The organism is Mordavella massiliensis (assembly GCF_016902415.1).
Classification (GTDB): Bacteria; Bacillota; Clostridia; order Lachnospirales; family Lachnospiraceae; genus Merdimonas; species Merdimonas faecigallinarum.
Map to the genome: position 1 here is coordinate 23,110 of NZ_JACJLV010000022.1, position 18,468 is coordinate 41,577.

Genomic DNA, 18,468 nt, shown 5'->3' on the forward strand with positions numbered 1-18,468 from the left:
ACAAGGGGGAATTTTATCAAAATCTTAGCGGAAATTTTACAACAAATAGACAAAGGCCTGTGGCAAGCCGATTCGCCGCAGGCCTTTGCAACCTGTAAGTCTCTTTATGACAGCTCCAGTTTTCCGGTATAGAGCTGGTAATAAGTCCCTTTCTGTTTGATCAGATCTTCGTGATCGCCTCGTTCGATGATCCGTCCGTGCTCCAGCACCATGATCGCGTTACTGTTGCGGATGGTCGAAAGTCTGTGCGCAATCACAAATACCGTCCGTCCCTTCATCAGGTTATCCATGCCCTGCTGCACGATGCTCTCGGTACGGGTATCAATACTGGAGGTCGCCTCATCCAGGATCAGTACCGGCGGATCTGCGATGGCCGCTCTTGCAATGGCCAGCAGCTGTCTTTGTCCCTGGGAGAGTTCCTCTCCGTCTCCGGTCAGCATAGTGTCATAGCCCTGGGGCAGCATCCGGATAAACTGATCCGCATGGGCCAGTTTTGCTGCGTTGTAGATTTCCTCGTCTGTGGCGTCCAGCTTGCCGTACCGGATATTTTCCTTGATGGTTCCGGTAAAGAGATGGGTATCCTGCAGCACAATGCCAAGGGAATGCCTGAGGTCCGCTTTCTTGATCTTGTTGATATTGATGCCGTCGTAACGGATCTTTCCGTCCTGCACGTCATAGAACCGGTTGATCAGGTTGGTAATGGTTGTCTTTCCTGCTCCGGTAGAACCGACAAAGGCCAGCTTCTGTCCCGGCTTCGCGTACAGTGTCAGGTCATGGAGTACCATGTGATCCGGTTCATAGCCAAAGGACATATCAAAGAACCGCACGTCTCCCTTCAGTTCGGTATAGGTGATGGTCCCGTCCGCCTGGTGGGGATGCTTCCATGCCCACATACCAGTACGCTCCTTGCACTCTACGATCTCACCGTTCTCATCTTTTCTTGCGTTGACCAGCGTTACATAGCCTTCATCTGTCTCCGGCTCCTCATCCAGCAGGTTAAAGATACGCTCCGCGCCTGCCAGCGCCATGATAATGGAGTTGAACTGCTGTGCCACCTGCATGAACGGCTGGGTAAAGCTCTTGGTAAACTGCAGATAGGAAGCCATAACACCCAGGGTAATATTTCCGATCCCCATGACAGAGAGGAAACCACCCAGCACCGCAGTCAGTACAAACTGCAGATTGCCGATATTTCCGATGACAGGACCCATGATACTTGCAAAGGTATGGGCATTGGCCGCGCTCTCAAACAGCTTCTCATTTAATGCGTCAAATTCCTGCTCGGATTTCTTCTCATGGTTAAATACCTTAACGACTCTCTGTCCGTTCATCCGTTCTTCCACGAAACCGGTGATATTGGCCAGATCCAGCTGCTGGTGGATAAAGTATTTTCCACTGTTTCCGCCGATCACCCTTGCCACGATGATCATCAGAAAGATCACTACTACCGCAAGCAGGGTCAGGATCGGGCTTAAGACGATCATGGCAATAAAGGTAACGATGATCATCAGGCCGGACATCAGAACCTGCGGGATCGACTGGTTGATCATCTGACGCAGGGTATCGGTATCGTTGGTATACAGACTCATAATGGAACCGTTGGTGTTCTGGTCGAAGTAACGGATCGGCAGGGTCTGCATGTGTTCAAACATCTCGTCGCGGACTCGTTTGAGTACTCCCTGGCCAATGACAACCATCAGCCTGGTATAGGAAAATGTAGCGATCACACCGCAGCCAAAAATGATGGCAAGAACGGTGATCGCACGGTAAAGTTCTGCAAAGTTCGGCTCTTTCTGTCCGATCAGCGGGATGATAAAGTCATCCAGCAGATACTTTAAGGAAAGGGAAACCGAAATGCTGGCAAGGGAGCTGACCAGGATGCAGATCAGCACCAGGACAAACTGGATCTTATAGGTACTGGTCACATAGCCCAGAAGCCGTTTTGCCGTTTTTACCGTACTTTTGGTAACCTTTGGCTTGCCGCCTGGTCCCTGCTTACTCATGGTCCTCTCCTCCTTTCACCTGGGATTCATATACTTCACGGTAGATGGCGTTGGTCTTCAGAAGTTCTTCGGAAGTTCCCACGCCGTTGATCTGTCCGTTCTCCATCACAATGATCATATCTGCATCTTCTACAGAGGAAATTCTCTGGGCAATGATGATCTTGGTGGTATCCGGGATTTCTTCCCGGAAAGCCTTACGGATCAGCGCATCTGTCCTTGTGTCCACCGCGCTGGTGGAGTCATCCAGGATCAGGATCTTCGGTTTTTTCAGCAGGGCTCTCGCGATACAGAGTCTCTGCTTCTGTCCGCCGGATACGTTGTTTCCGCCTTCCACGATCATGGTGTTGTATTTTAATGGAAATTCATTGATAAACCCGTCTGCCTGGGCAAGCTTACAGACTCTTTGTACTTCTTCGTTGCTGGCGTTTTCATCGCCCCAGCGGATGTTTTCGTAAATGCTTCCGGTAAAGAGGACGTTTTTCTGCAGCACCATGGACACCTGGTCACGAAGCTTTTCCAGATTGTACTTGCGGACGTCCTGCCCGCCTACCTTGACGCATCCTCTGGTCACATCATAGAGTCTTGGGATCAGCTGTACCAGCGTGGATTTGGCGCTTCCGGTACCGCCGATGACGCCCACCACCTGGCCGCTCTTAATATGAAGGCTGACGTCTTTGAGAGACAGGTTGCCGTCTTCTCCTGCGTAGCTGAAATCCACATGTTCAAAGTCAATGTCTCCATTTGCCACTTCGGTCAGCGCGTCCGGCGCATCCTCCATCTCCGGTACCTCTTCCAGAACTTCCCGGATACGGTCAGAGGACGCCTCCGCGATCATGATCATAACAAAGACAAAGGATACCATCATCAGCGACATCAGGATCTGCATGGCATATACCATGATACTGGTCAGCTCGCCGGTCTGCATGGTGCCAAAGACGATGTCTTCGCCTCCGATCAGCACGATCAGAAGCACCACCGTGTACATGACAAAGTTCATGACCGGTGAGTTCCAGGCCACGATCATCTCTGCACGGGTAAAGAGGTCAAACACCTTCTGGGAGATCTTATGAAATTTTTCATTCTCATGGTCTTCCCTTACATAAGCCTTTACCACCCTGGCCGCGTTGACATTTTCCTGGACAGTATTGTTCAGGACGTCGTACTCGTCAAACACCTGGATAAAATGCGGGTGCGCCTTTTTGGCGATGAAGATCAGTACCCCGCCCAGGATCGGGATGGTCACCAGCATCAGACAGGCAATCTTCATGCTGATGGTAGCGGTCATGATCCAGGACAGCACCACCATGATCGGCGCTCTTGCCAGCATACGGATGGAAAACATAAAGGCCATCTGTACGTTGGTGATGTCTGTGGTCAGTCTGGTTACCAGACTGGACGTAGAAAAGTGATCAATATTTCCAAAGGAAAAATCCTGGATCTTATAAAAGATATCGTGTCTTAAATTCTTGGCATATCCTGCGCCCGCCACGGCCGCCACCTGTCCGGCTTTCGCGCCGAAAAACAGGGATACCATAGCCATCACTACCAGGAGCAGTCCCACCTTGATGATATAGTTCATATCCCCGTTCATGATCCCCACATCAATGATGTTGGCCATCAGAAGAGGGATCAGCACTTCCAGCAGCACCTCCAGGACTACCAGGACCGGCGCCAGGAAGGCCTGCTTCTTATATTCCCTGACTGACTGAAGCAACTTCCGATTCATTCTTTTCTTCCATCCTTTCTGTTCTTACATTTTCTTTTTCCCATGCACTTAAGTTTGAAGAGATGTGCTTGAGAACTTTGAAAAAGACCTCCAGGTCCTCTTCTTCCACGCCTTCCCGGATCCGCCCCTCGGTCCGTTCAATGGCCGAAAGAAGCTCATCCCTTAGAAGGACCGCCTTGCGGGTGGGAATGATCCGCTTCAGCCTTGCGTCCTGCCTGGCACATTCCCGGCGCACATACCCTTTGCTTTCCAGCATCCTTAAGTTTTCCGAAGCCGTGGATCTTCGGACCTTGAATTCTTTTTCCAGATCCTTCTGATAGAGATCCCGGTGCATCGTTTCAAACAAAATAAAATGCAGAATACTCTTCTGCAAAATCGTGAGATCTTCGGGCTTTTCATCCCAGAAAATCTGTCTTTTCAATTGATGAGATACGCGGTTGATCCATTTTCCCGCATGATCTGCCATATCTGTATCACCTCTGTTTTTTTGTATTTTTCATAACAGTTCGGTAACTAACAATATTATACTAACGTCCTTTATTTTAATTGTCAACCGTTTTTTCGGCTAAAAATTCCGCAAAAATTCCCGGAGATTTTTCCTGTTTTTTCACAGGACATCTCCGGGAACATTTATTCCGCGATCCAGCTTGTAAGGTCGGCTGCGCCGGCATATTGTTTCAGATACGTTTCTCCATATTCCATGGCTTTTTCCAATTCTTCTTTTCCGGAAAAGCAATAGATCAGCGTCAGGACTTCCTTCGTCTCTTCTGTGATCATGGCCCGTTCGGAATCACTGGTGGAACTTCCCACAGGGCCAAGTGCATCGGCCAGCACCGGCAGGTTCTCGATATGAACCTCCGCCTTGCCGATCCCTTTATAGGTCTCCCCCGGCTTGCCGGTCCGGAAGACCAGCTGCTCTCCCAGGCGGCTCACATCATAGGAGCCTACAGAAAAACCGGACCGGATGGAGATCAGATTATTGGCGTCCACCACCGTGTTCACTTCATACAGCCCTTTCCCCTGGCCGATCCTCCGGATCAGCGCTTCCGAGGAAACCCGGTAGCGGCTGGGATCCTTCCCGAATGCCTTGTAAGCGGCTCTGGACTCTTTGATATTGGGGATCTCATTGACCCCGTAATCAAAGATAGCATCCTTTACCTGTTTGTAAATCTCTTTTTTCAGATAGCTCCAAAGGGCTTCATTTTTCTGTTCTACGTTCACCCGGTACCAGAAACATCCCACTTTTGTATCGGGCCACAATTCCTTCATAGCGGGATCGATCTTCAGTTCTTTTCTCATTATCTGTGATCTCCCATGCAGAATACGGCTACTACGCCGGGGCCGGTGTGGCTTCCGATCACCGTACCGATATTGTTGATCAGGATATTGTCAATGCCCATCTTTTCACGGACCAGTCCGGCCACATATTCCGCGTCCTCCACGCAGTCGCCGTGGGTGATCATGACAATATCATTTTCCTTCCAGTTCTTTGCCTGCTCCACAGCCATATCCACAATCCTGTTAAGAGATTTCTTTCTTCCTCTTTCTTTTCCGATCACCTGGAGCTTTCCTTCATTATCCATATAGATCATGGGCTTGATCTTTACCATGGTGCCGACCACAGCTGTCGCTTTGGAGATCCGGCCTCCCCGGTGCAGATGATATAAGTCGTCCACGGTAACGTCGTGGCAGATATGTAATTTGTTCTCCTCTACCCACTTGGCCACTTCTTCTATGGACATGCCTTCGCTCTTTCTCTTCAGCGCGTAATAAAGAAGCAGCGCTTCTCCTAAGCAGGCGCACAGGGTGTCGATGACGATCACCTTCCGGTCCGGATACTCTTCTTTTAACTCTTCCGCCGCCATCATCATGCTGTTGCAGGTGCCGCTAAGTCCGGAAGAGAATGCCAGGTGAAGCACGTCCTTTCCTTCTTTCAGGAAAGGCTCCAGCGCTTCCTTGGCCTGCTCCGGGTTGATCTGGGAAGTGGTGGCCATCTTCCCGTCCCGAAGCTTCTGGAAAAATTCTTTGGAGGACAGACCGTTCATATCTTCATAGGTCTCTCCGTCGATCGTATATTTCAGAGCAATGACCGGAACCTGTCTTTCCTCCAGCCATTCCTTGGGCAGATCTACCGTACTGTTTACTGTAATCACAAATTCACTCATGACCAATCCTCCTTGGGTAACAATTTCTAACCCATTATACCACCCTTTTTCTGTCAATTCAATTTCACATTCAGATAATTCCGCCCGGACAGAGTTTTATTGAAACAAATACTTAACACCACGATCACGAAACCGGCCGCAAATCCGATCCAGTTCAAAAGAGCCGTCAGGATCAGAAGTTCCAGACGCATAAATTTCAGGGCATATCCCAGTTCAAAATTGGGCTGCGTATAATTGGCCACAGCCACAAATGCCATATACAGCATCACTTCAGAATTAAACCAGCCGGACTGTACGGAAAACTCTCCCATCACAAGGCCGGCGATCACACTTAAGGGCGTACTTAACATCGTAGGCGTGCTCATGGCCGCAAGCCTCAGTCCGTCAATGGCAATCTCCAGCATCAGAAGCTGAAAGATAATGGGAATGTTGACTTCTCCCTTTACCATCACAAAATCAAATACTTCCGGGATCCACCGGGGATTCTGTACAAACAAAAGGAAAACCGGTGTCAGAAATACGGTCATCAAAGTGATCAGCCCTCTGGCCGTCTTCAGATAGAGATTGGTGAGGGTCGGGAAATAATAGTCATTGGCCTCCTCGATCACATCAAAGATCGAAGTAGGCAGGATCATGGCAGACGGGGAATTGTCCACCAGGATCACGATCTTTCCCTCCAGCAGACAGGCAGCCGCCGTGTCCGGACGCTCGGTATACTTGAATTTGGGAAATGGATTGTACCATTTGCGCCGGAACAGGCATTCCGCAAGGCTCTGCTGATTCATCCGAAGATCGTCCGCCCGGATCTCTCCAATCCGCCGCTTCACATTGAGAAGCAGCTCCCGGTCCACCCGGTCGCTCATATAGCACACCGCCACGTCTGTACGGGAACTGTCCCCCACTTCTTTCATCTCCATCACCAGATGGGGATCCCGGATCCTTCGCCGCATCAGTGCCGTATTGAATACAATCGTCTCCACGAATCCGTCCCTGGATCCCCGGAGAGATTTATCCTTGGCCGGTTCATCCACGCCCCTGGCCGGGTAGGTGCGGCAGTCAATGGCAATGCATCCTTCGTATCCGTCGATAAACAGACAGGTGACTCCGGATAAAAGGTTGCGGATCACTGCGTCAAAATCTTCCAGCACCTCCACCTCCACATAGGGAACTCCGATCCGGGTAAACTGCTGGGCGTCTGCCGGCATCTCTTCTTCTTTGATCTTCATCATGGAATCCATTACCTTGAGCATGACCTCATCCTTGGTAAATCCGTCTATAAAATAAAAGGTTGCCATCCGGCCGCCGATCAGAAGGTCTCTCTTTACCAGGTCAAAGCTTTCCTGCACCGGCAGGATCTGATTCATATAGCCGGCATTCTCCTCCCTGGACCCGCCGATCTTCGTATGTTTCAGTTTTTCCCTCTCTTCTTCTTTCTTCCTCATCCGGGACTGCTGCTTTTCCTTTTTATCTGCCATGGTGGTTCCCCGCCTTTCTGCTTCGTCCGGCTTTTCGCCGGCCCATTCTCTTCTGATAAAACAGTATGTCCGGATCTGTCTGGAATTATGTATTTTTCTTGTAATGGTTCATCTATTTTGTGGTGCTTCCGAATCCACCGTTTCGGATCCCTTCCGCATCGTCATCTGCCGTAATACCATACTCCACAAAGATTCCCTGCATAAATCCGGTTCCGGCGGCTAATTCCACCGTCTTTCCTTCTTTACTGTCGTTGGTGATCTTTGCAAAAATATGCCCTTCGTTATCTGAACCGTAATAGTCACTGTCAATGATGCCCACGGTATTATTCAGCTGCAGACGGTACTTGAATCCCAGTCCGCTTCTCGGATAGCACTTCAGCACCCAGTCCAGGTCCATTTTTACACGGATTCCGGTAGGGATCTTCACCGTCTCCTCCGGCGCAAGGGTTATGGATACCGGAGTATAGAAGTCATATCCCGCGGATCCTGCGGTTGCCCGCCTGGGCAGGCAGATCCTGTCATAAATCTCCCGGATCTCTGTTTCCGGCGCTGCACCAAATGAATCCTGATATCCTTCCAGGAACTGTCCGAAGCTTACTTTCTCAAACTGTGCGATTCTTTTTGCCATTTCACATTCTCCTGTTCTCTAGTTTCCACACTCAATACTGATCTCATTAAAGAGAGTCAGCACTTCTTCTACGGATACCGCCTGCTTTTCCTCTCCCTTTTTATCCAGGATCACCGTGCCTTCGTGCATCATGATCAGACGGTCGCCGTACTCTACCGCGTATCTTAAATTGTGTGTCACCATGATGGTGGTCAGCTTCTTTTCCCGCACGATCCGGTCTGTCAGTTCCATGATCAGATCCGCCGTCTTGGGATCCAGGGCCGCCGTGTGTTCATCCAGGATCAGGAATTCAATGGGCGTCATGGTGGACATCAGAAGCGCCATGGCCTGGCGCTGCCCGCCGGAAAGCGCCCCCACCTTCACATCCAGTTTATCCTCCAGGCCAAGACCCAGCCAGGAGAGCTGCTCTCTGTAAAAATCAATGCGGGCCTTATTGGTGCCTCTTCCCAGTCCGTACAGCTTTCCTTTATTGTCTGCCAGAGACATATTTTCCAGGATCGTCATGGACGGACAGGTCCCCATGGCCGGATTCTGATAAACTCTTCCGATCTTTGCGTTTCTCTTAAATTCTTTTTCCTTTGTAATATCCCTGCCTCCCATCAGGATCTGTCCCGACTCCGCCGGGATGCTCCCGCAGATAATGTTCAGCATGGAGGTTTTTCCGGAACCATTGCTTCCCACCACGGAGAGGAACTCTCCTTTTTCAATGGTCAGGTCAAATCCTTTAAACAGGCACATTTCATTGATGGTTCCCGGATTATAATATTTACTGATTCCTTTTAATTCAAGCATCTGCCTTCACCTTCTTCTTTCTTTCCATACTGATCAGCAAAATGATCAGGAAAAGCACTGCTGTGATCAGCTTCATGGCCTGGGGCTCAAAGCTTCGAAGCGCTATGGCCACACATGCCTTGTAGATCACAGAACCGATCAGTACCGCGGAGGTTGCTTTCAAAAGCGTTACCTTGCGGAACAGGCTGGTGCCGATGATCACGCTTGCCAGACCAATGACAATGGCTCCGGTTCCGCTGGAGATCTCAAACACCCGCTCCTCCTGGGCAAAAACACAGCCGGCCAGAGACACCAGGCCGTTTGCGATAGCCAGACCTAAGATCTTCACATTTCCCTGATCCTTTGCAAGGGAGGTAACCAGCACCGCATTGTCTCCGACCGCTCTTAACAGAAAACCGGACTTCGTCTTTAAGTACAGATCCAGGATTACCTTGCAGACAATGGTAAGAAGGAAGATCAGGATCAATGTGGTGTAAGGCGAAAGCGCCTTGGGGATCAGTCCTTCGATCCGGTCGTTCTTAAAAATGGTCTCCTGGGAGAACAGCGGTACATTGGAAGTTCCTGCAATATAAAGATTGATGGACCACAAAGCCGTCATCATAATGATACCGGACAACAGATCCCTTACCTTTCCTTTTACATGGATCAGTCCCGTGCAGATTCCTGCCAGAACGCCTGCCAGAAAGGCGATCGGAAGAGTCAGATACGGATCCATGCCTCTGGTGATGAGGGCGGCTGTTACCGCCGCTCCCAGAGGAAAACTTCCGTCTACAGTAAGATCCGGAAAATCCAGGATCTTGTATGTGATATAAACTCCCAGTGCAAGGATCCCGTAGATCAGGCCCTGCTCCAGTATGGTAATGAAAAAGTTCATGAAAATGCCTCCTAGTGTTTACTCCGCAGTGATCTCGTCAAAGTTTTCTACCGCAGAGGATATTAATGCTTCCGGAATGGTAATGCCAAGATTTTCCGCCACTTTGGTATTCACATAGAATCCGGGTTCTGTGATCACTTCGCTGGCCATCTCGGAAGCCTCTTTTTCTCCTTTGAGGATCTGGGCCGCCATCTTGCCGGTCTGCTCGCCAAGGGCGATATAGTCGATTCCCTCTGCAGCCAGACATCCGATCTTCACCTGCTCGATCTCGCTTCCAAATACCGGAACCTTCTGCTCATTTGCCTTCTCCAGAATGGTAGGAAGAGAAGCCACCACCGTGTTGTCTGTCAGGTTGGTGATGCAGTCCACCTTGCTTAACAGATCGTCTGCAGCAAGAGCCACGTCCGCTGTGGTGGAGATGCCTGTGGTCACCAGTTCAAATCCATAATCTCCTGCCAGAGCTTCGTATTCTTCAATGGCAGATACCGAATTGGCCTCGCTGGTCGTATACATGATTCCCAGGGTTTTTGCGTCCGGAAGGATCTCCCGCATCATTTTCAACTGTTCCTCAATGGGCAGTTTATCCGAAGTTCCTGTCACATTGCCTACCGGCATGCCGTCCGCATCGGTCAGTTCCGCAGCCTCTGTATCGGTGACTGCTGTATAAACCACCGGAATATCTGTATCCATGGCCGCGTTGTATGCGCTCTGTGCACTGGGCGTTGCGATGGCGCAGATCAGATCCACACCGGAAGACACGAAGCTGTCGGAAATCTGTCCTGTGGTTCCCATGTCAGAAGCCGCGTTCTGATAATCCACCGTCAGATTCTCTCCTTCCACAATCCCTTCTGCCTCAAGGCCGGCCAGGAAACCTTCCCTGCAGTTATCCAGAGAACCATGCTCTGCAAACTGGGAGATCCCGATGGTATAACCGTCTTCTCCGCCGCTTTCGGAAGAGCCGGAGCCGCATCCTGCCGCCATCACTGCTGTCATCGCTGTTACCAAAAGTCCTGCCATTAATTTCTTCTTCATAATTTTGTCTCCTTTTCTTTTTTTGATGCGAGATGCGTTTGCCAGCATCCCGGATTGTTAGGAGAGAAAATAGATCCGGACGGCGCCGCCATGTTATAACCGTGTTATGAAATAAAAAACCGCCTCAAACATAAGGTTTGAGGCGGTAATATAATCATATCATCGCGGTACCACTCAAATTGACGAATCGTCCACTTTTCTCATGTACTAACATACACTCCTGATTGATAACGGGTTCGGTTCCCGACAAACCATACTCTCCGAAGATTTCAGGCCGCCCTCGAAAGTCCATTCACTGACCGGATCCATACGGCAATCCCACCGCCTGCCGCTCTCTTTGACTTCTCTAGATCAGCTACTACTCTTTCTCATCGGTTTTTCTTTTTACACGTATTACTTTAATTCAACAAAGTACATTTGTCAAGACAAAGTTTGTTAAATGTTTCTGTTATCTGTTATTTCTTACTCTTAATAACCGGAACCGGAGTCTCATCCTTCATATCCAGGTTATTGATGTATTTCTTGGTTTCACGAACAATCTCATTGGACAGCAGCAGAACCGCTATCAGGTTCGGTACGGCCATGAAGGCGTTCAGGGTATCGGCGATCAGCCATACCAGGTCAAGAGCTACAACCGGAGCGATCACTGCAACTGCGATGTACAGGCAGCGGTATCCGATCAGGACGCCTTTACCAAATCTTCCTGCAAAGTATTCCACGCAGCGCTCACCGTAGTATGCCCATCCGAGAATGGTGGAGTAAGCGAAAGTGATGATACCAAGAGTCAGGATCAATGGGCCAAGAACCGGGATCTGTCCGAATGCCAGAGAAGTCAGGATACCGCCGTCAGATACTTCGTCTGCATTGATGTTCGGGTTCTTCATAATGGTCGTTACCAGTACAAGACCAGTCATCAGACAAACAACTACTGTATCCCAGAAAGTACCGGTAGAGGATACCAGCGCCTGACGAACCGGGTTTCTGGTCTGAGCCGCTGCAGCTGCGATAGGAGCAGAACCCATACCAGATTCATTGGAGAACAGACCTCTTGCAATACCAAAACGCATCGCCATCAGGATACCGGTACCAACCAGACCGCCGGCTGCCGCGCCAGGTGTGAATGCAAGTCTGCAGATCGTTGCGATCGCAGGAATGATAAAGTCATAGTTCATGCCAAGGATGATAAGACATCCCAGCACGTAGAAGACGGCCATGAAAGGAACCAGCTTCTCACATACGTTTGCAATAGATTTAATTCCGCCGAAGATAACGAAAGCGGTAAGAGCAGCGATCACGATGCCGACTGCCAGCGGAGGAATATTAAAGTTCTCGTTTGCAACGGTTGCGATGGCATTTACCTGTGTCGCACATCCGATACCGAAGGATGCAAGACCTGCCAGGATCGCAAACAGCATACCGAGCCACTTCATGTTCAGTCCGCGCTCCAGTGCGTAGAAAGCACCGCCCTGCATACGTCCGTCTTCTGTCTTCACTCTGTATTTTACAGCGATCAGTGATTCTGAATATTTGGTAGCGATTCCGAATACACCACTGAGCCAGATCCAAAGAACCGCTCCGGGGCCGCCCATGGCGATGGCCGTACCGACACCGATGATGTTACCGGTACCAATAGTAGCGGCAAGAGCCGTGGTCAGCGCTCCGAACTGGGATACTTCACCTTCTGCCTCCGGGTCCTTGGTTACGGAAAGCTTAATACCTTTTCCGATGGAGTGTCTCTGAATGAATCCTGTCCGGAACGTCATAAAAACATGGGTTCCAAGAAGCAGGATGATCATAGGCCAGCCCCAAACCACACCGTTGACTGTTGTCACAACATTGTTAATGGCATCAAACATAAATTCAAGCCCCCTTTTCTTTTCTCTTTTCCTTTGTCTGTACATGTTTTGTTGAAATGTTACTATGCCCGCGCAAGAGAACCTTACCTCCTTCCGCAGTTCTCCCGCCTTCAATCTTAGCTTCATTCTACATGAATATATTGAAAATAGCAACATTTGTTATAAAAATGACATATTATTCGTCATTCTGACTAATGATGTTTGAATTTTAGTACAATTTATGCCGTGGATATAAGGGTTATTCCATATACTTATTTCAAATATCTGTCTATTCTGAACAAAAGAAGAAATCCCTGCAAAAAAGATTTCTTTTCTGCAGGGATTTCTTCATCCATTTTTTCTTATTATTTTATTTAAAACGGCGTTCCGTACAGATCGTACGGTGTTACCTGATAGACATAATAGTTCAGCCAGTTGGTGTACAGGTTATTGGCCGCCGCCCGCCAGGTAAGAAGGGGCCTGACGGAAGGATCGTCCTCCGTATAATAATGCTTTGGCATCTGGATATCCAGGCCTTTGGAAAGGTCCCGTTTATACTCCTGATCCAGGGTGATCCGGTCATATTCCGGATGGCCCATTACAAAGATCTTCCGCCCGTTTTCCGCCATGGCAAGAAACAGTCCCGCCTCCTCGGACTCCGCCAGAATGGTAAGTCTGTCATCGGCGCGGACTTTGTCAATAGGCGTCTGGGTGTGCCTGGAATGCGGCGCCAGAAATACGTCGTCAAAGCCCCGCACCAGCGGGATCTTCCGGTTCAGCACCCGATGCCGGAACACGCCGAACACCTTCTGGGGCAGCATCTCTTTGTCGATGCCGTAATGATAGTAGATGCCGGCCTGGGCGCCCCAGCACAGATGCAGGGTGCTGGTCACGTGGGTTTTGCTCCACTCCATGATCTCCTTTAATTCCTCCCAGTAATCCACTTCCTCAAAGGGGATCTGCTCCACCGGCGCGCCGGTAATGATAAACCCGTCAAACTTCCGGTCACGGATCTCCTCGAACCGGTAATAAAATTTATTCAGGTGGCTGGTCGGCGTATTCTTCGATACATGAGAAGACACCATGACAAACGTAACATCCACCTGCAAAGGAGTATTGGACAGGGATCTTAAGATCTGAAGCTCCGTATCCTCCTTTAACGGCATAAGGTTCAGAAGGCCGATGCTGATCGGACGGATATCCTGGTGCGTGGCCCGGTGCTCGTCCATCACAAATATATTTTCCTTTTCCAGTATTTCCCTTACGGGAAGATCATTCTGCACTCTGATGGGCATGGCTGTCTCTCCTTTTTACAAAAACTATGATACCGCGCCTTTCGGTCAAAAGCGCGCGGTATGTACGTACAATACATAAATTATACCCTCTCGGGAAAATCCCGTCAATATCAAATGGGGACGGGGGATTTCTGAAAATCCCCCGTCCCCATTTGTCCCCATTTGACCTTTAGATGGATTTCTGGAATGTGGCGCAGGCCGTCTCCTGGCAGCGGCAGGCGTCTCCGCCTTCTACGCTGATCTTGCCCGCCTGGCATTCACATTCTTTGTTGTACATGCAGTCTTTTGCCTTACAGTCGATGCTGCTGTAAGCGGATGCTTCTTTGGCCGAGTTGCTCATGGACTGGCCTTTTCTCTTCTCAAAGCTGTCGCAGCAGGTGTCTTCCGCCTGCTTTGCGGTATTTCCGCCCACCACGATCCTGTCCAGGCAGCAGTAGTTATTCTGGTTGTGCGTACAAGTCTGCACGGTACATTTCAGTTCCGGCATAATATCCCTCCTGTTCTTTTTGGAACTATGATCGAAGGTTATTATGCCCGTTTTTCTATCTTTCAAACATCCAGGTTTTCATATATTTTTAAAAAATATTATTCTTCGGAGATCTCTACCGCTCTCTGCTCCTTGGAGTCGATCTCTTTGCGGATGTTCTCGATAAATGCATCCAGATTCTTCTGGCCTTCGTCTCCGGCGAAACGGCTTCTTACGGATACTGCCCCGGCCTCTTCTTCTTTGGCGCCGACCACCAGCATATACGGGATCTTATTCATCTGTGCCTCACGGATCTTGTATCCGATCTTTTCCGCGCGGGTATCGATCTCTGCCCGGATACCTGCTGCCTCCAGTTTTGCCAGGACGTCTTTGCCGTAGTCCATATATTTATCAGAGATCGGCAGGACTTTTACCTGTACCGGCGCAAGCCAGGTGGGGAATGCGCCCGCGAAATGCTCGATCAGGATACCGATGAAACGCTCGATGGATCCAAAGGCCACTCTGTGGATCATGATCGGACGGTGTTTTTCTCCGTCCGCGCCTGTGTACTCCAGATCAAAGCGCTGGGGCATCTGCATATCCAGCTGAATGGTTCCGCACTGCCAGGTACGTCCGATAGAATCTTCCAGATGGAAGTCGATCTTCGGTCCGTAGAAAGCGCCGTCGCCTTCGTTGATCACATAATCCAGCCCCAGGTCGTCCAGAGCGCCTTTCAGTCCTTCGGTTGCGATCTCCCAGTCTTCATCGCTTCCCATGCTGTCCTCCGGACGGGTGGACAATTCCACATGGTATTTGAATCCGAACAGGCTGTAGATCTCGTCGATCAGTCTGGCCACGCCTTTGATCTCATCCCGGATCTGCTCCGGCATCATGAAGATATGAGCGTCGTCCTGTGTGAAGCACCGTACACGGAACAGACCGTGGAGCGCGCCGGACTTCTCATGTCTGTGGACGATCCCAAGCTCGCCTGCCCGCAGCGGCAGATCCTTGTAAGAACGGGGTTCAGACTTGTAAACCAGCATGCCTCCGGGACAGTTCATGGGCTTTACCGCATAATCATCCCCGTCGATCTGTGTGGTATACATGTTATCTTTGTAGTGATCCCAGTGGCCGGAATTCTCCCACAGGTGACGGCTTAAGATCAGCGGAGTCGAAATCTCTACATAGCCGTTCTTTTTATGCAGGTCTCTCCAGTAATCCAGAAGCGTATTTTTCAGCACCATTCCCTTGGGAAGGAAGAACGGGAATCCCGGGCCTTCGTCGCACATCATGAAGATGCCAAGTTCTCTTCCCAGCTTTCTGTGATCCCGCTTTTTAGCCTCTTCCATCATGTGGAGATATTCATCCAGTTCGGATTTCTTCGGATAGGAAATGCCGTAGATACGGGTCAGCATTTTGTTTTTCTCGCTGCCTCTCCAGTAGGCTCCCGCCAGGCTGGTCAGCTTAAATGCCTTTACATTTTTTGTAGTCATCAGATGCGGGCCTGCACACAGATCTACAAACTCTCCCTGCTGATAGAAGCTGATCTCTTCCCCTTCCGGAAGATCTTCTACCAGTTCTACTTTATAAGGCTCATCCTTCTCCTTAAAATATGCGATAGCCTCTTCCCTGGTTTTGGTAAACCGCTCAATAGGAAGCGCCTCTTTTACGATCTTTTTCATCTCTGCTTCGATCTTTTCCAGATCCTCTGTGGTAAAGGGAGTCTCCCGGTCCAGATCATAGTAGAATCCGTGGTCGATCGACGGGCCGATGGCAAGCTTTGTCTCCGGATACAGCCGTTTGACCGCCTGCGCCATAATGTGGGATGTGGTATGCCAGAACGCTCCTTTTCCTTCCTCGCTGTCAAAGGTCAGAAGTTCCAGTTCACAGTCGTCTGTGATCATGGTCCTAAGATCCGCCATCTCCCCATTCACCTTTGCGGATGTGGCCGCTCTTGCCAGTCCCTCGCTGATATCCTTTGCGATATCCAGTACGGACATCCCGCCTGCATACTCTTTTACAGATCCGTCTTTCAATGTGATTTTCATAGTTTCCCTCTTCCTTTCTTTTTATTCTGCTTTTCGTTATTTCTGCTGTTTTCTGTGATCCTCTGCTTCCGGGTGCCTGTCCTTTGCCGCTTCCTTTCCCGCAAGGAACATCTCGTGAAATTCCGGTGCGGAATGTTTCAGAGACAATGGCCTTCCCTCCCGGTTGATGAAGCAGTGTTTACTCACGCCTTTGCAGTGGACCATCCCGGTCTTTCCTGCTGTCACCTCATAGGCAATGGTCAGCTTGATCCCGTTATATTCTTTGATATAACAGTCAATGGATACCGTGTCGCCAAAATAAACCATGCGCAGGTAATCCGCCGACACTGACAGCACCGGGCTTAAGATCCCCATCTCCTCCATCCTGGCGTATCCCATGCCCAGGCGATCCATATAATCGGTCCTGGCTTCCTCAAACCAGCGGATATAGTTGGAATGATGGACGATCCCCATCTGGTCGGTCTCATAATACTGGACCTTATGCTGATAAGCTTCTCTTTCTGCCATCCTTTGTATCCTTCCTTTCCATGCTGATAACAAAAAAATCCCTTACAGCAACTGCTTACTGTAAGGGACGAGTCATCTCGCGGTTCCACCCTGATTGCACCGGCCATAACAGCCGGAACCACTTCATTTCTGATGATAACGGAATCACCGTGCTGGTTTACAGCCGCTCCAAGGTGGTCTTCGTAAAGGTTCCAAGATCCGGGACTCTCAGCATCCTTGTCCCTCTCTCTGTCGTCTCTTTCCCTTCCTACTCTTCTCTTCAACGCTTTTTCGTATATGTTCTCATTATAACACCGGTTTTTTCTTTGTCAACCAGAGTTTTGGAAAACCGGCGTTAAATCTTTGAAAGGATCAGCCTGCCCCAGCTTTTCCACACCGCAAAACATTCCCGCACCATATAATTGGGAAAAAGGACCGGATGGCACCCGGCCGGCAGCGGAAACACCTTCTGATATCCCAGCCTCCGCGCCAGGGCGCACGCCCGGTAAAGATGGAAATTATTAGAAACAATCCCCACTGCCGCTTCCGGATCCGCAAGAAATGCACGGGAAAACTTCAGATTCTCTTCCGTTGTCGTGGAGCGGTCCTCCTGAAACAGACGCTCTTCTCTGATCCCTCTTTGCTGCAGATAACCGGCCATGGCCGCCGCTTCTGTCACAGCCTCTCCTTTTCCTTGTCCGCCGGACAGGACTGCCAGGGTATCCGGATGCGTCTTTAAGTATTCCAGCGCCGTATCCAGTCTTCTTCGCAGGGAATCTGTGATCTGGTCTTTCTCCACATGGGCGCCGAGCACGATCAGATACCGGCATTTCCCTGTCCTGCCTTTTCGCATGCCGGAAAGGATCTTTCCTTCTGTAAAAAGGAAAACAGCTGCAGCCAGAAGAAAAAGCCCCGCAAGGATCCCGTCCAGGTCTGTCCACCGAAAAAGCGCCGCCAGCAGAAGAAACAGCAGGCCGGCCGCGGGCCAGAATCTGGAAAAGGTGGAATCCCACTTATGCAGGCAGGCACAGATCACCCCGTAATACAGGAAACAGGCGGCCCCGCAGGCCGCCAGTCCTATCTGCCACAGCATTGTTTATATTTTTTGCCGGAACCGCAGGGACACGGATCGTTACGTCCGATCTTTTTCCCCTTGCGGACAGTTCTTGACTCTCTCTGCTCTTTGTACAGTCTCTTTAATTCCTCTTCAGAGTAGATGTCTTTCCACTGCGGAAGCTCATAGAGCCACTCTGCCCTTGCGTCCACCATGTTTTTATAAAGCTTCTCCTTATCAAAGGCAAGGCTTACTACCGTATCCTCATCCATGGTCTCGATGGGATTTTCTTCCTTCAGGCTTTCATTGATCCCGTCCAGGAATCCCACCATGGTCAGGACTTCCTGTCCGTACTTTTCGGCCAGTTCCTTTACGGTTCCTTTTACTTCTTCATCCGGATTGGAGAGCAGCTGCTCATAGATTTCCTTCTCGATCTGAAAATAACGGCCCCAGAACTTCTGAAGCTGTCCTTTATCAGCGCTTTCATCATATGCAATGTCTCTCCACTGCTGTAATAATGTACGACTCATATTCTGATACTCCTTTGTATTGATTGCATTTTTATTCTGTACTCTATATAATATACTAA

At 49.9% G+C, this 18,468-nt stretch carries 17 protein-coding genes and 1 other annotated feature; all 17 genes read right to left on the reverse strand.

Annotation, left to right across the window (positions count from 1 at the left end; genetic code table 11):
• Positions 1-104 precede the first annotated feature (104 nt).
• The 17 genes from H6A13_RS07850 to H6A13_RS07930 all read right to left on the reverse strand — a co-directional run bounded on the left by H6A13_RS07850 (position 105) and on the right by H6A13_RS07930 (position 18,409).
• On the reverse strand, positions 105-2,003 hold the full coding sequence (locus tag H6A13_RS07850) for an ABC transporter ATP-binding protein (protein ID WP_204909057.1): 1,899 nt from the start codon (positions 2,001-2,003) through the stop codon (positions 105-107).
• Positions 1,996-3,729, reverse strand: a complete 1,734-nt coding sequence (locus H6A13_RS07855) for an ABC transporter ATP-binding protein (RefSeq protein WP_204909058.1) — start codon at positions 3,727-3,729, stop codon at positions 1,996-1,998. Before H6A13_RS07855 ends, H6A13_RS07850 begins: the two co-directional genes overlap by 8 nt.
• Entirely contained in the window at positions 3,692-4,195 is a 504-nt protein-coding gene (locus tag H6A13_RS07860; RefSeq protein ID WP_204909059.1) for a MarR family winged helix-turn-helix transcriptional regulator, read from the reverse strand. Before H6A13_RS07860 ends, H6A13_RS07855 begins: the two co-directional genes overlap by 38 nt.
• Before the next feature lie 164 nt (positions 4,196-4,359).
• A complete protein-coding gene (locus tag H6A13_RS07865) occupies positions 4,360-5,028 on the reverse strand; it encodes a B3/B4 domain-containing protein (protein ID WP_204909060.1) in 669 nt (222 codons plus the stop codon).
• Positions 5,028-5,894, reverse strand: a complete 867-nt coding sequence (locus tag H6A13_RS07870) for a DegV family protein (protein WP_204909061.1) — start codon at positions 5,892-5,894, stop codon at positions 5,028-5,030. Before H6A13_RS07870 ends, H6A13_RS07865 begins: the two co-directional genes overlap by 1 nt.
• 53 nt (positions 5,895-5,947) lie before the next feature.
• Complete coding sequence (locus H6A13_RS07875) at positions 5,948-7,369, reverse strand: spore germination protein (protein WP_338043036.1); 1,422 nt, start codon at positions 7,367-7,369, stop codon at positions 5,948-5,950.
• 112 nt (positions 7,370-7,481) lie between these two features.
• Positions 7,482-7,997 (reverse strand): dCTP deaminase/dUTPase family protein, encoded by a 516-nt coding sequence (locus tag H6A13_RS07880; RefSeq protein ID WP_204909062.1) that lies wholly within the window; start codon positions 7,995-7,997, stop codon positions 7,482-7,484.
• Between the two features lie 18 nt (positions 7,998-8,015).
• Entirely contained in the window at positions 8,016-8,789 is a 774-nt protein-coding gene (locus tag H6A13_RS07885) for an ABC transporter ATP-binding protein (RefSeq protein WP_204909063.1), read from the reverse strand.
• Positions 8,782-9,663 (reverse strand): ABC transporter permease, encoded by an 882-nt coding sequence (locus H6A13_RS07890; RefSeq protein WP_204909064.1) that lies wholly within the window; start codon positions 9,661-9,663, stop codon positions 8,782-8,784. The genes H6A13_RS07885 and H6A13_RS07890 overlap by 8 nt, the downstream gene beginning before the upstream one ends.
• Positions 9,664-9,681: 18 nt before the next feature.
• Positions 9,682-10,695 (reverse strand): ABC transporter substrate-binding protein, encoded by a 1,014-nt coding sequence (locus H6A13_RS07895; protein ID WP_204909065.1) that lies wholly within the window; start codon positions 10,693-10,695, stop codon positions 9,682-9,684.
• 135 nt (positions 10,696-10,830) lie between these two features.
• Positions 10,831-11,076: a binding site (T-box leader), on the reverse strand.
• A 74-nt stretch (positions 11,077-11,150) separates the two neighbouring features.
• Entirely contained in the window at positions 11,151-12,551 is a 1,401-nt protein-coding gene (locus H6A13_RS07900; protein ID WP_204909066.1) for an alanine/glycine:cation symporter family protein, read from the reverse strand.
• 353 nt (positions 12,552-12,904) lie between these two features.
• Positions 12,905-13,825 (reverse strand): homoserine O-acetyltransferase MetA, encoded by a 921-nt coding sequence (gene metA, locus H6A13_RS07905; RefSeq protein WP_204909067.1) that lies wholly within the window; start codon positions 13,823-13,825, stop codon positions 12,905-12,907.
• A 169-nt stretch (positions 13,826-13,994) separates the two neighbouring features.
• Positions 13,995-14,312, reverse strand: coding sequence for a DUF1540 domain-containing protein (locus H6A13_RS07910; RefSeq protein WP_204909068.1), 318 nt, complete (start codon positions 14,310-14,312; stop codon positions 13,995-13,997).
• A gap of 98 nt (positions 14,313-14,410) precedes the next feature.
• On the reverse strand, positions 14,411-16,339 hold the full coding sequence (gene thrS, locus H6A13_RS07915; protein WP_204909069.1) for a threonine--tRNA ligase: 1,929 nt from the start codon (positions 16,337-16,339) through the stop codon (positions 14,411-14,413).
• A 36-nt stretch (positions 16,340-16,375) separates the two neighbouring features.
• Entirely contained in the window at positions 16,376-16,846 is a 471-nt protein-coding gene (locus tag H6A13_RS07920; RefSeq protein WP_204909070.1) for an acyl-CoA thioesterase, read from the reverse strand.
• Between the two features lie 334 nt (positions 16,847-17,180).
• Entirely contained in the window at positions 17,181-17,918 is a 738-nt protein-coding gene (locus H6A13_RS07925) for a YdcF family protein (protein ID WP_204909071.1), read from the reverse strand.
• Positions 17,903-18,409 carry an SEC-C metal-binding domain-containing protein gene (locus H6A13_RS07930; protein WP_204909073.1) on the reverse strand — a complete coding sequence of 169 codons (507 nt, stop codon included), beginning with the start codon at positions 18,407-18,409 and terminating at the stop codon, positions 17,903-17,905. The genes H6A13_RS07925 and H6A13_RS07930 overlap by 16 nt, the downstream gene beginning before the upstream one ends.
• Positions 18,410-18,468: the final 59 nt, after the last annotated feature.